This window comes from Paenibacillus sp. FA6 (assembly GCF_051550225.1).
Classification (GTDB): Bacteria; Bacillota; Bacilli; order Paenibacillales; family Paenibacillaceae; genus Paenibacillus_AQ.
In genome coordinates, this window is record NZ_CP188820.1 from 2,675,779 (window position 1) to 2,689,494 (window position 13,716).

The 13,716-nt window shown below is 40.8% G+C and carries 14 protein-coding genes and 1 pseudogene; 2 read left to right on the plus strand and 13 right to left on the minus strand.

Features of this window, described 5'->3' with window-relative positions:
• Positions 1–70: 70 nt before the first annotated feature.
• The 4 genes from efp to ACP8HI_RS12680 form a co-directional block, all read right to left on the minus strand.
• Entirely contained in the window at positions 71–628 is a 558-nt protein-coding gene (gene efp / locus ACP8HI_RS12665) for an elongation factor P (protein WP_438351418.1), read from the minus strand.
• Positions 629–666: 38 nt separating this feature from the next.
• A complete protein-coding gene (locus ACP8HI_RS12670; protein WP_438351419.1) occupies positions 667–1,746 on the minus strand; it encodes a M24 family metallopeptidase in 1,080 nt (359 codons plus the stop codon).
• A gap of 78 nt (positions 1,747–1,824) precedes the next feature.
• Positions 1,825–2,271 carry a type II 3-dehydroquinate dehydratase gene (gene aroQ, locus ACP8HI_RS12675; protein ID WP_438351420.1) on the minus strand — a complete coding sequence of 149 codons (447 nt, stop codon included), beginning with the start codon at positions 2,269–2,271 and terminating at the stop codon, positions 1,825–1,827.
• A 266-nt stretch (positions 2,272–2,537) separates the two neighbouring features.
• Entirely contained in the window at positions 2,538–3,032 is a 495-nt protein-coding gene (locus ACP8HI_RS12680) for a YqhR family membrane protein (protein ID WP_438351421.1), read from the minus strand.
• Between the two features lie 301 nt (positions 3,033–3,333).
• Here ACP8HI_RS12680 and ACP8HI_RS12685 point away from each other — a divergent pair, with 301 nt between their 5' ends.
• Both ACP8HI_RS12685 and ACP8HI_RS12690 read left to right on the plus strand, forming a co-directional pair.
• Complete coding sequence (locus ACP8HI_RS12685; RefSeq protein WP_438351804.1) at positions 3,334–4,326, plus strand: DUF1385 domain-containing protein; 993 nt, start codon at positions 3,334–3,336, stop codon at positions 4,324–4,326.
• A 7-nt stretch (positions 4,327–4,333) separates the two neighbouring features.
• Complete coding sequence (locus ACP8HI_RS12690; RefSeq protein ID WP_438351422.1) at positions 4,334–4,666, plus strand: hypothetical protein; 333 nt, start codon at positions 4,334–4,336, stop codon at positions 4,664–4,666.
• 113 nt (positions 4,667–4,779) lie between these two features.
• Here the strand turns inward: ACP8HI_RS12690 and ACP8HI_RS12695 are convergent.
• From ACP8HI_RS12695 to yidD, 9 genes and pseudogenes are all read right to left on the minus strand, one after another.
• Positions 4,780–4,884 (minus strand): annotated as a pseudogene (locus tag ACP8HI_RS12695) (patatin-like phospholipase family protein); the annotation flags it as partial.
• Positions 4,885–4,989: 105 nt separating this feature from the next.
• The gene (locus ACP8HI_RS12700) at positions 4,990–6,570 is read right to left on the minus strand and encodes a family 10 glycosylhydrolase (RefSeq protein WP_438351805.1); all 1,581 of its coding nucleotides are present in this window, start codon (positions 6,568–6,570) and stop codon (positions 4,990–4,992) included.
• Positions 6,571–6,833: 263 nt separating this feature from the next.
• The gene (gene mntR / locus ACP8HI_RS12705; protein WP_438351806.1) at positions 6,834–7,259 is read right to left on the minus strand and encodes a transcriptional regulator MntR; all 426 of its coding nucleotides are present in this window, start codon (positions 7,257–7,259) and stop codon (positions 6,834–6,836) included.
• 191 nt (positions 7,260–7,450) lie between these two features.
• Complete coding sequence (locus tag ACP8HI_RS12710) at positions 7,451–8,164, minus strand: cytochrome c biogenesis CcdA family protein (RefSeq protein WP_438351423.1); 714 nt, start codon at positions 8,162–8,164, stop codon at positions 7,451–7,453.
• 11 nt (positions 8,165–8,175) lie between these two features.
• A complete protein-coding gene (locus ACP8HI_RS12715; protein ID WP_438351807.1) occupies positions 8,176–8,970 on the minus strand; it encodes a metal ABC transporter permease in 795 nt (264 codons plus the stop codon).
• Between the two features lie 42 nt (positions 8,971–9,012).
• Complete coding sequence (locus ACP8HI_RS12720; protein ID WP_438351424.1) at positions 9,013–9,771, minus strand: metal ABC transporter ATP-binding protein; 759 nt, start codon at positions 9,769–9,771, stop codon at positions 9,013–9,015.
• A 33-nt stretch (positions 9,772–9,804) separates the two neighbouring features.
• On the minus strand, positions 9,805–10,767 hold the full coding sequence (locus ACP8HI_RS12725) for a metal ABC transporter solute-binding protein, Zn/Mn family (RefSeq protein ID WP_438351425.1): 963 nt from the start codon (positions 10,765–10,767) through the stop codon (positions 9,805–9,807).
• A 157-nt stretch (positions 10,768–10,924) separates the two neighbouring features.
• Complete coding sequence (gene metG, locus ACP8HI_RS12730) at positions 10,925–12,895, minus strand: methionine--tRNA ligase (protein WP_438351426.1); 1,971 nt, start codon at positions 12,893–12,895, stop codon at positions 10,925–10,927.
• 418 nt (positions 12,896–13,313) lie between these two features.
• Positions 13,314–13,568: a membrane protein insertion efficiency factor YidD gene (gene yidD / locus ACP8HI_RS12735; protein ID WP_438351808.1), complete on the minus strand. Its 255-nt coding sequence runs from the start codon at positions 13,566–13,568 to the stop codon at positions 13,314–13,316.
• Positions 13,569–13,716: the final 148 nt, after the last annotated feature.

Here is a 13,716-nt window from a genome sequence, read left to right on the forward strand (position 1 = left end):
ATTCACTCCCCACTCATAATAAACACGATCACTCTATTGCGATTCTCTTTTATCCAACTCTTAGCGATGATTAGGCACGAGAAATATATTTACCATCGCGTGTATCGATTAATAACACATCATCCTCATTAATGAAAAGAGGAACATGAACCGTGTGACCTGTTTCTAATTTAGCATTTTTAGTAGCCCCTTGAGCAGTATTACCTTTAACTCCTGGCTCTGTTTCTGTTACTTTAAGTTCAACACTATGCGGTAAGTTAATACCTAGAATTTCTCCCTTATAACTAACGATAGTTACTACCATATTCTCTCTAATGAAGTTAAGTTCCCATTTAAGCTGATCACTGGTCAATGTAAATTGATCGTACGTTTCATTGTCCATGAAAGCATGTTCTTGGCCACTAGCATATAGATACTGTACAGGACGATTCTCAATAACTGCACGTCCGATCGATTCACCTGCACGGAAAGTACGCTCAACAGTGTTACCATTACGTAGGTTCTTCAATTTAGAACGTACAAATGCCGCACCCTTACCAGGTTTAACATGTTGAAAATCGATTACCGTGTAAATATCCCCTTCAACTTCCACCGTTAATCCTGTCTTTAAGTCGTTTACTGATATCATAAAATAATAACCTCCTGAAAGTTTTTTTTATCAATATATTAATTAGTTAACACAGTGTAATCTTTACTACAATGCGTCAATATAACAATACCCGTCTCTGTAATAAGAATGTCATCCTCAATACGAACTCCACCGATACCCGGTAAATAAATACCTGGTTCAACCGTAACAACCATACCTGGTTGTAGAATATCATCACTTATCTTAGATAGTCGAGGAGATTCATGCACTTCCATACCTAACCCATGCCCAGTACTATGACCGAATTGATCCCCATATCCGTATTTCGTAATGATATCACGGGCAAGTGCATCCGCTTCACGCCCCGTCATTCCTGACTTAATATGTGCCAGTGTATGAAGTTGCGCTTCCAATACAATATCATAGATTTCCTTCAATACGGGTTTAGGTTTTCCCAAAGCAATGGTTCGTGTTAAGTCCGAACAATACCCATCTAGTAATGCACCGAAATCAAAGGTAATAAATTCATCCCCTTGGATCAAACGTTCGCTGGCAACACCATGAGGTAAAGCGGACCGTTCACCTGAAGCAACAATCGTATCAAATGATGATGATGTTGCCCCTTGATTACGCATATAGAATTCCATAGCTAGATCAACTTCGCGCTCCGTCATTCCTGGCTTTACGACACCCAATATATAATTGAATGTTTCATCCGCTAGGTCGGCTGCGCGTTGCATGATCTTCATTTCTTCCTCATCCTTAAATATGCGCAGTTGCTCTACTAATCCCTTAACAGGGACAAGCTTGATCACAGGCTCTAGCTGTTCCTTATAGGTAATATATGCGCTGTAAGAAACATCATCCTGTTCGAAAGCAAGCTGATCAATCTTACTGCTTACAAGCAACTCCCTAACATGATCCATCACTTGAGTCCCATGTTCCACAACAGTGAAGCCTTTCGCTTGTTGCGGAGCTTGAGTCATGTAACGAAAATCTGTTAGCAAATATGCATCAGACAGTGTCACTAGAACATAACCTGATGATCCAGTGAATCCTGTTAAGTAACGGCGGTTAATTGGACTTGTAATGAATACCGCTTCCACATTCTTCTTGTGCATAGCTTCACGTAACTTAAGTACTCTTGAATTTCCCATTATGCTATCTCCCTTTCTACACTTTAAGAGGTTGTTCAAAAAGTCATCTTTTGAACTCGCACTTTAAGGAGAGCAGTACTACTGTCCCTGATCTTCCAAGTGGCGTACCAGTGCAATCAGTCCAAGTTCATAACTTAATGCACCAAATCCAGCAATCTGTCCGATGGCAACTGGAGCAATCACAGACGTATGTCGAAAAGACTCCCTAGAGTGAATATTTGATAAGTGTACCTCTACTGTTGGAATGCGTACAGAGCTAATCGCATCACGTAATGCATAGCTATAATGGGTTAACGCCCCAGGATTAAGAATAATCCCATTCGCTTTATCCATTGCTTCGTGAATCCAATCGATCATGACTCCTTCATGATTTGATTGATAGAAAGAAATATCAACACCTAGATCGCTCGCTTGTTTCCGAATGTTATCTTCAATAGATTGTAAGTTTTGTGACCCGTAAATTCCAGGCTCCCTTACTCCTAGGAGATTGAGGTTCGGTCCATTGATTACCCATATAGTTGTCAAAATGATATTACCACCTTTTTAGAGGGTGTTCAAAAAGTCACCTTTTGATCACGAAGCTTACCAAAGAAGCTTACTCGACATCGAATATTGGATTCAGCCGGTCCTTCCGGTGCTCACGTAGGGACTGCCTACGCTACGCTCCTCACTCCCTACCTTCATCCAATCTTCTTGGTGCTGAAAACCTGACTTTTTGAACTCTAACTTTTATAAAATAACCATCTGCTATTTTACCATAGGTGATGCATTCTTGAGAAGTTATTTCGAGTTCAGCCTTCTACTTTCTTTGGTTCTCTCATCCTCTCATCAGTGAATTCCATAGCAATGGTGTATCCAATAAATAATCCCCACAAGAGATATAAGCAGAATTCACTGATCACCGTTGTTGCCGTCAGCGCTGATAATGGCTTGACCATATCGAATATTGGACCCACCACCACAAAGATAATCAACCACCAGAACACTCCATAGAGCATTCCAGGCCAGGGCCCCTTCATCTTTCGAAACAATAACACATAGATAAAAGAAACCGCTATAGAAAAAGCGATAAAGACCAGCAAGCCTACTAAATGTCCCGCCCCACTCTTTAAAAATTCATGTTTAAAGAATGGTTCCGCTAAATAAGCTGGAATGACTTTTGTAAATTTAAAAACGTAAAATATCCAATGGATCGTCCCCCAGAACAGACCTGCAAAAAATCCAAGTTCCAAGGCAAAAGCATACTTATTCGTATATGTACTCTTTGTTTGTTGATGTTGATTCATAAAGTGATCCTCCTAGTCATATGACTATTCATCCAATTTCCTCTCTGCTAGTATGTTCATTTCATGTGCAGGCAAACCACAACTTCGACATGAAAGTTAGTTACTATTGTCCAATACTCATCCTTTCGCCTGGAGATCGAAATGAATGTATTTGTTCCTGTATTTCATTGAAACTAGATATTGATGAGAAAATTCGATACAATAGAGTGAATATATATGATGGATTGTCAAGACATTTGCGATATGGCTTTACAATTCAATATTCACAAAAAAATAAACCAACTTAGGGAAGGTGAAATGGTTGCCTCAAGAGTCTAAATCTGTCAGCTATGGTGGCCAAGCCGTCATTGAAGGCGTTATGTTTGGCGGAAAAAATATTAATGTCACTGCCGTGAGACGAAAGAACAATGAAATAACATTTTTGGAAGTGCCACGCCAAGACAAATCATGGGTGAAAAAGCTACGTAAAATCCCCCTTATTCGCGGTATTGTCGGTATTATAGATTCCAGTGCGAAAGGATCCAAGCATTTGAATTACTCAGCGGACGCCTATGCGGATGATGAGATTGAACCAGAAGAACGGACCAAACAGAAAGAAAAAGAAGAATCTGGATTAAGTCTAACGATGATGATTGGCGTTGCAGCAGTAGGTGTGCTTTCTTTCATCGTAAGTAAGCTAATCTTCACACTCGTACCCGTATTTCTTGAAGATTTCATATTTGGTGGGTTGTTTGATCACTACATCTTGCATAACTTAGTAGAAGGTGTCATCAAACTAGCACTACTGCTTGTATATCTTTGGGCCATTACTTTAACACCAGTTGTCAAACGACTATTTCAATATCATGGTGCAGAACACAAAGTTATCTCTACCTACGAGGCAGGGGATGAATTAACTGTAGCGAATGTTCAGAAGCATAGTCGACTTCATTATCGTTGTGGTAGTAGCTTCATGATGCTTACCATCGTGTTGGGTGTTATCATTTATTCGATCGTACCATGGGACAATATGTGGGATCGTGTGTTGCAACGTCTTGTTTTATTACCTGTCGTTATAGCTGTTTCCTTCGAATTTCTAAAGCTTACGAATGCTATGAGAGAAACCCCGGTCTTACGCTATCTAGGCTATCCAGGGCTTTGGTTACAGTTGCTGACAACAAAGGAACCTCTGGACGAACAAGTAGAAGTTTCAATCGCTTCTTTTAACCGAATGAGGGAGTTGGACGCTGAGCTTGAGAACTCCAAAGCTAGTTCCTCCGTCAGAACAGGAGCATTAGATGCTGTGAAAGGGTGAGAATGAGATGAAGAGTCAATCTATTATCGCATGGACAATGATCGTATTGGCAGGGATCGGTTTGCTAAGCGACATCTTATTCAACCAATTCATTCTATTGAAGAATCTCCTTATCCCAGTCATTGTGTTCATTGTGATATTTCTATTATTCAGACATTACCAGCCTAGTCGATTCAAGAGACATCCTAAGGTGAAGCCATCTCGTAGGACGATGGCCAAAGCTGCTGGAATGAGAAAAGGAACCTCAAGTTCGTCTTCCAAAAAGAATAAAGATTATCCTTTTCAATTGATCGAAGGTCAAAAAGGAAAAAACGATGATCATATGCCTAAATATCATTAGATAGGCGGAAACGGATCTGTCGTCCTTATTAGGAAAGATCCATTTCCGCATCAAAGAAGGTAACCTCTAATATCCTTATGGATTGTAGAGGTTACCTTTTTTTAATGATTTCAAGGGATTTTAATCGTGCGAAATTCTTTATCCTGCTCGATATACCTTTCATCATGTGCTGACAACATCGTCTCAACCATCGCTTGGAGCATACTAAACGGACCTCGAAACCTCGCCATCGAACAACCACAATGTGAAATCACTTAAAAGTCCCCCATTCTCATATATTGTATATATGAGAATGGGGGACTTTTCACGACCTATAGTTATAATTACTGCTTATAATATGTTGTAAGTGCGGGAATCAAGCCAAGTGGATTATTCAGAATATGTCTTGCACTGAAAAAGATACTTCCGCCTACTTCTGGATCATTAGCATTATATTTCAGTTGATTAATGATCTCTTGGGCATTCTGCCAGCCAATCTCAGTAGTACCCAACTTATAAGGTGCATGACCTATATACAACTCTACGTCCGTTCCCTTCACTTCATTTACCCACCAATTCACCAACGTATCATACTGTACAATCTTATTGGATAGACTCCAGTATAGTTGCGGAGCTACATAATCGATCCAGTCATTCTTAATCCACGTGCGCACATCTGCATAGTAATCATCATAAGACGTAATACTTGCTTTGGTGTCTGAACCTGTCCGATCAGATGCTTTATTACGCCATACTCCGAATGGACTAACTCCAAAGGCTATATGTGGTTTTACAGATTGAATAGATGTATTTAATTGCTGAACAAATTGATTCACATTGTCACGACGCCAGTTGTCTTTCGTAGCTATTTTTTTTGAATTATATGTCTTAAACGTGCTTTCATCGTTAAAGATCACTCCCGTTGGATAGAAATAATCATCGAGATGAACACCATCAATATTGTAATTGTTAACTACTTCCATAATCACATCAATCACATGAGCCCGTGCCTCTGGAATACCAGGGTTTATTATGAGCTGATTCTTAGTATTCACGATCCATTCAGGGTGTTGGATCGCTACGTGATTGCTTGCCAATGTGGCCGTATTCGTATCCGTATTCGCGCGGAATGGATTAAACCACGCATGAAATTCCATTCCTCTCGCATGAGTCTCATCAATCATAAATTGAAGAGGATCATACCCAGGATCATTTCCTTGCTTCCCGGTCAGCGTCTTAGACCATGGGACCAATGCCGACGGATAGAGTGCGTCCCCCGCTGGACGAATTTGAACGAACACCGAATTTAATCCTATCGCTTGCAGACTTTCAATTAAATAAATATACTCTTCCTTCTGCTTTTGCATATCCACATAGGAAGCCGCTGATGGCCAATCCAAATTATACACAGTGGATACCCACGCTCCACGAAGCGCAGAATTATTTATGCCTTCATTTTCATCCCCAAAATCCGGCAGCACCGCCCCACTAATTAACGTAACGGTCTGGTCTGCTTGATCCCAGTTAACTTGTAGTCCAAGTGCCTCTCCCACGAAGCGAAGCGGTACCATAGTACGACCATTTCTAATCTGCACCGAAGCATCAAGTGATACAGTTGAACCATTTATCAATCCTGTAGTTTTACCATTCGTGAGTTGAATCATTGCAATATTGCTCTCTATGGTTACTGTTTTTGTGCTTTGTGACCATGCAACGGTCGCACCCAAGCCTTCACTAATGACCCGTAAAGGAACCATCGTAATATTTAGTTTAGGGAGAATATAAGGTGCCGTATCACTTGTTAGTGGTACCCCATCTAATAAAACACTTATACGTTTAGTCATTTGTGCTTCAGCAGTATGATTTATCCCCGGAAATAAGATGATCATCATGAGCACTAGCAAGAACCATTTTTTTAATTTCATCACTTTTTTACCTCCACAATAATAATTTACATGAAATAGTGAGAGTTCAAAAAGTCAAATTTTCAGCACCAAGAAGATTGGATGAAGCTAGGGAGTGAGGAGCGGAGCGTAGGCTGTACCTACGTGAGCACCGGAAGGACCGGCTGAATTCAATATTCGATGTCGAATTCGCCCCCCTGATATACTTCGTGATCAAAAGGTGACTTTTTGAACTACCTCTAATAAAAAAGCACCTGTCTCTGAGGGCGCGACAGATGCTAAGCTTACGAATCACTAACTAATTCCTTGTGTACGTCACGCAATTGTTGTAATCGCTGTTCGTCCCGGCGAAAATATTCTAATAGCATCTCAATCTGCGTTATGGAATCCCAACTTAAATGGTGCTCGATTCCTTCGACATCTGCATAAATATTCTCTTCTTGAACACCGATCACCGTCAGAAATTCCTCTAACAGTTGATGGCGATCTACAAGACGCTTTCCAATTTTCTTACCTTTTGGCGTCAATATAAGACCACGATATTTCTCATAGATAAGATATTCATCTTTGTCCAATTTCTGAATCATCTTGGTAACAGATGAAGGATGAACTTCTAAGCCTTCGGCAATATCCGAAACACGAGCATAACCTTTCTCATCGATCAGCTTGTAGATGCGCTCTAAGTAATCCTCCATACTAGGCGTTGGCATCTTCATCCCTCTTTTCTCTTAAAGGATTGTCAAGCCCTATCGCACTTAACTTAACAATCCATCTCTATTAAACATAAATCCTAAATCCGAATACCCGCTTATGTAATGATACATGTTCCATAAGACACTTGGCAAGTCCCATCAGTCTAGAGTAGCAACAATAACAACCAGATGACCATTCATAATTTCACTCAAAACTTCAGCCACTCCGGTGTTATTTGTTGTAGCCAAATCGTAATTCTAAACATTTGATCTGTAAATAAGAGGATTCCCATCAACAGCATCAGTCCGCCACCAATTTTCATCATCAGGTTGGAATACTTCAGAATCCATTTGGTTGAGCCAATGAAAAACGCAAGAATAAAGAAAGGGATCGCAAATCCAACTGTATACGCAGTAATAAGCGGGAACCATGCCCCCGGCTCACTAACGGCCATAGCGATAATAGCGGCAAGAATAGGTCCAATACATGGTGACCAACCTGCTGAGAAGCCTATTCCGAATATAAACGAGCCAATATAACCTGCAGGCTTAAATTTCAAATCTATCTTACGTTCCTTCATCAAAAACTTCGGTTGGAATATCCCTAATAAGAAGAGTCCCATCAATATAATCAAAATAGCTGATAATTGTCTAATCAAGTCCCTATTATCTGAGAAAAACTGTCCGAAAAATCCCGCTCCGAACCCAAGTGTGTAGAAAACGGCAGAAAACCCAAGGATAAATGCCAGCGTATGAGTGAGCGTCCGAAAACGTACTTCTTTCTTATTCTGTTCGGTCTTAAGCTGATGAACTGACATCCCTGTAATATAAGAGAGATACGAGGGATACAACGGCAAACAACATGGCGAAATAAATGATGCTAGACCTGCAATAAATGCAAGTGAGATACTAATTTCTGACATATTTTCACCTCCTAAATAGATAGCCCCTTCTTACCGAGCATCGTCACAACGAGCAGAGATATAAGCAATAATACGATAGTCGCACCTGGAGCAAGATTCCAAATACCGGCCACTACTAGCCCTACGACTACAGCAATCTCCGAAATAACGACTGACCATACAACGGAAGCTTTGAAACTCCGAGCAATTAATAAACTAATGGCCACAGGGATGGTTAACAGAGCCGATACTAGTAAGGCTCCAACGATTTTGATTGCCGTACTGACTACCAATGCCGTAAGGACCGTAATCAGCATATTAAGCAACTTAACGGGTAATCCACTCACACTAGCTGCATCCTCTTCAAAACTTAATAGAAAGAACTCCTTGAAGAATAAAGTCACAACCAGCACAACAATTACAGTAACCCCGCCAACCACATATAGATCCATCGTATCCAGTGTATAAATGCTCCCGAATAAATAACTCATGACATCTGTATTATAACCCATTCCTAAAGTAAAAAAGAGCGAAGCCAAGGCCACGCCACCAGACATAATAATCGCAATGGAAAGTTCTGCATAGCTTTTATACGCTTTACGTAACTTCTCAATAGCAAAGGATGCTAGAATGGCAAAGACCAAGCCTACTCCCAAAGGATACACTTCAATTAGAAACCCTAAGGCTACACCAGCAATGGTCACATGAGCAATGGTATCTCCAATCATGGATAGTCTGCGTAGCACTAGAAATATTCCAATAAGAGGGGCTGTTAATCCAATTAATATTCCTCCGGCAAGAGCTCTTTGAAAAAAATCACTAAACATTATTTCAAATGGCAATAATAACGACTCCTTAAACTGATTCCATCAATTAGTAGATAGTGAATGTTCTAAATTATGCTCTTCACAGTTTTGAAGATCATGAGAATGTCTAACAAATAAATTAATATTGCCGTTCTTCTGCTTAGGTGTGGTTCCCAAGTATCCTTCAATCATATCCAAATCATGAGACACCATTAAAAAGGTCATACGATGATGTGCATGCATATGGGTTATCAGTTCAAAAAAACTTGCCTGTGTCTCCGCATCAATTCCTACCGTAGGCTCATCCAATACGAGTAGGTCTGGATGGTTAATGAGCGCACGAGCTAGAAAAACACGTTGTTGTTGCCCACCTGATAGCTCCCCTACACGTTTGCTAGCAATATCCTGAATACGCATCACTTCTAATGCATCATCGCACTGTTGATGCATGGAGCGACTAACACGACGAAAGAGAGACTTATTATTGTACATCCCTGAAAGTACTACTTCGCGCACCGTCGCGGGAAATAACGGATTGAAGTTATTCTTCTGCGGAACGTATCCGATACGCTCCCAATCCTTAAATGAATGAATGGGTTTGCCGAATAGGTTAATATTCCCTTTATCCATAGGTAGAAGACCCACGATTAATTTCATTAAAGTCGTTTTCCCAGCTCCATTTGAGCCAATAATACCAACGAAATCACGCTCTCTCACAGAGAAATTCACATCAGACAATACCTTCTGATTTCTATATGAGAAAGATACGTTTTCAATTTCAATAATATGCTGATGACAATCCTGGGCCGCCAGTGACTTCATAAGTACTCCGCCCTTCTAATTAAGTTCTAACCTTTATTTTAAGGCTATAATTAAATTTTGCAAATTTTTCTCCATTAGTGTAAAGTAATCTTCTTTTTTCTTTTCCTGTTCTTTCGTTAAACCCTCTACTGGATTGAGCACCATCGTCTCTACCTTTGCTTCACCAGCCAAGGTCTTCGCAATTCGATCAGATACCAGTTCCTCGAAAAAGATATATCGGATACCCTTTTCTTTCACCAAATTAGCTAAATTCATAATATCTTGCGCACGAGGTTCTGCATCAGGGGAGAGTCCCATAATGGCATATTGGGTTAATCCATAATCACGCGTCAAGTACCCGAAAGCTTGATGGGAAACAACAATTTCCTTCTTCGTTAGTTTCGCTAACTCTGATTCGAATTTATGATCTAATTCCAGCAATTGATCCTTCAATCCTTGATACCTTTGTTCGTATTGTATTTGATTCGTTGGATCAGCTTCGATGAAGCTATTCTTGATATTCTCAGCCATGATGAGTGCAGACTTTGGACTCACCCACGTATGTGGGTCGATATGATGCTGTGCTACACTTTCTGCATCCTCTGCTTCTCCATGGTCATGCCCATCATTCTCGGAGGATTCTATAAGCTTTATACCTTTGCTCACTTCCACCGATTTTACTTTACTATCTTTATTAAGTCCTTTTAGAAAGTCGGGAACCCATCCTTCTAGTCCAGCTCCATTATACATAAACAACTGAGCTTTCGATGTATTTATAATTTCTTGACTTCTCGGTGTCCAATCATGAGGTTCCACACCAAATGGAATTAAATTAACGACATGAGCATCCTCTCCACCAATAGCTTGAGCAAATACATAGATTGGATAAAATGTAGTCACAACATTCACTTTACCTTCTTGCATCGCCCCGTTGGAGGTGCTCCCACATCCAGTTATCATCATCGTAAGAATCAAACCTACAATGAACGTGATCATCCTACTATTATTCTTCTTCATGTTAATTTTCAGCTCCACTTTTATTAATCGTAATCATTACTATTTGATTATAAAGGTAGCAAGATTCAATTGTCAACAGAAGAAACATGACATAAAACGGTATCCCCGCGTGAGGATACCGTTCTCTTATAACAAAAACTCTAACCATCTAGCACACTTATTTCACAATGGCTCCATTTGGCATTTCATCCGGAACGGTCGCTAAGGTCAGTTGATCTCCGTGCGTTGCTGCTAGAATCATTCCTTGCGACAACTCTCCCCGTAACTTAACAGGCTTCAAATTGATAACACAAATCACTTTACGACCTACTAATTGTTCAGGAGTGTAGAATTTAGCTATACCAGATACGACCTGACGTTGCTCAAATCCAAGATCAAGTTGAAGTTTCAATAGTTTATCAGCTTTTTTCACCGGTTCTGCCGCAATAATTTGGGCAACACGAAGCTCAACTTTAGCAAAGTCCTCTATCCCGATTTCTTCACTATGCTCGACCGGGGCTTGATCCGTTGCTTGCTCAGCCGCCGCTGCTTCTGCCGCCTTGACTCCTCCGGACATCGCCTCTGCGATATAAGCAACTTCTTGCTCCACATCTAAGCGCGGGAATATTGGATCTCCTTTAACTAACTTCGTTCCTGCTGGGAATAATCCGAAGATTTTACCACTTTCCCAAGTTGTAAGTTCTCCTTGTTGTATTCCAAGTTGCTCCCATATTTTATGCGGTGCTTGGGTTACGAAAGGCTGTAACAAAATCGATGCAATCCGTAAACTTTCGACAAGATGAGTCATAACCGAAGCAAGTTCATTTACTTTAGACTCATCTTTAGCAAGAACCCAAGGCTGCGTTTCATCAATATATTTGTTACTCCGACTTACAAACTGTCCGATTACAGTTAATGCAACAGAGAACTCCATATTTTCCATAGACTCTTCTACTTTATCATATGTTGTCTTGGCAGCATCTTCCACCGCACGGTCGAATGGTGTTACGCCAGCTTGATATGCTGGTACAATCCCATCAAAGTATTTATCCACCATTGCCACTGTACGATTCAATAGATTCCCCAAATCATTCGCTAGGTCCGAATTGACTCGTTCCACGAAGCTCTCAGGTGTGAATGTTCCGTCTGAGCCGAAAGGCACTTCACGCAATAAATAATAACGTAGAGAATCCAATCCATATCGACTAATCAACGTTACAGGATCTACAACGTTCCCTTTCGATTTGGACATTTTACCATCTTTCATCAATAACCAGCCATGAGCGAACACCTGCTTAGGTAAAGGTAGATCTAACGCCATTAGAATAATCGGCCAATAAATCGTATGGAAACGAACAATCTCTTTACTCATCAGATGTACATTCGCTGGCCAATACTTATCAAACAACTCTGTATTATCTGAGCCATATCCTAGAGCAGTAATGTAGTTAAGCAAAGCATCGATCCAGACATAGATGACATGTTTCGGATCGCTTTTAACTTTGATCCCCCAGTCGTAAGTCGTACGCGATACAGCCAAATCCTCAAGACCAGGCTTTATGAAGTTATTAATCATCTCATTCTTACGAGATACAGGCTGTATAAAATCAGGATGATCCTCATAATGCTTCAATAGCCGATCAACGTACTTGCTCATCTTGAAGAAATAGCTCTCTTCCTTCACACGTTCAACAGCTCTACCGCAGTCAGGACAGTTCCCATTTACAAGCTGACGCTCTAGGAAAAAGGATTCATCGGGCGTACAATACCAGCCTTCATACTCCCCCTTATAAATATCTCCTTGTTGCAATAGACGTTCAAATACATCCTGCACGACCTTCTTATGCCGTTCTTCTGTCGTACGGAGGAAGTCATCATTCGAAATATCTAGCGTTCCCCATAGTTCCTTAATTCCAGCTACAATCTCATCTACAAATTGTTGAGGTGTTTTACCTGCTTCTGCCGCTTTACGTTCAATCTTCTGCCCATGCTCGTCTGTACCGGTCAAATAACGAACATCATAGCCACGAAGTTTCTTATATCGAACCAATGCATCCCCCGCTACAGTAGTATAGGCATGCCCAATATGTAGCTTATCGCTTGGATAATAAATCGGGGTCGTTAAATAGAATGTCTTCTTCTCAGTCATTTATAATCATTCCTTCCAAATTAGTTGTTAATGTACCTTGGTCCGTAGACCCCAAAATCAACAAAAAACTCCCATCCCCATATGGGACGAGAGTTATCTCACGTGTTACCACCCAAATTCCCTCCACCTTTGCAGGTGACAGGCTTCATCAGTCCCGTTATGCATATGAATACACACGAGAACTGTCCATTAACGCTGGCACACGTCGTCCCCTTACGTAGAATACCCTTCGGTATCCTAGCGCTCGAAAACAATTCCTCCCGGACCATATTCTGAGACCCGCTTAGACCGGTTTGCAGCTACCCCCGGCTCTCTGCACTATGCGTAATTCTCGTACTCATCCGTTCCTCGGAAATCAACATATATTATCTAATATACTTAAGTACGTTGTTATTTGTCAAGTCGTTCCACCTTGTTACTATGAAGTCGTTCCCTTTCCAGCCTTATCTTTCCGCTGAGGCACTAGGTCAACGCCTCCTGGATGAAAAGGATGGCATCTTGCTATCCTCTTCATCGCAAGCCAAGTTCCCTTAGCCGCACCATGAACCTCTATAGCTTCGAGAGCATATGCAGAACATGTTGGATAGAACCGACATGTCGCTGGTTTCAAGGGTGAGATCACTTTACGGTAAACGACTATAGGTCCCTTCATCACTTTACGAGCAAGAGTCATTAATATCAATCTCCATTCATACCCGCAGAAGCTTACCTTACCATCCTCTTCCATCAACTGCTGGAAATCCTTACAATATTACTACTTCTAATAATGCAACATTATTATGTCAGCGTCAATTCTGTAGCCAATAACAACCACATTGATT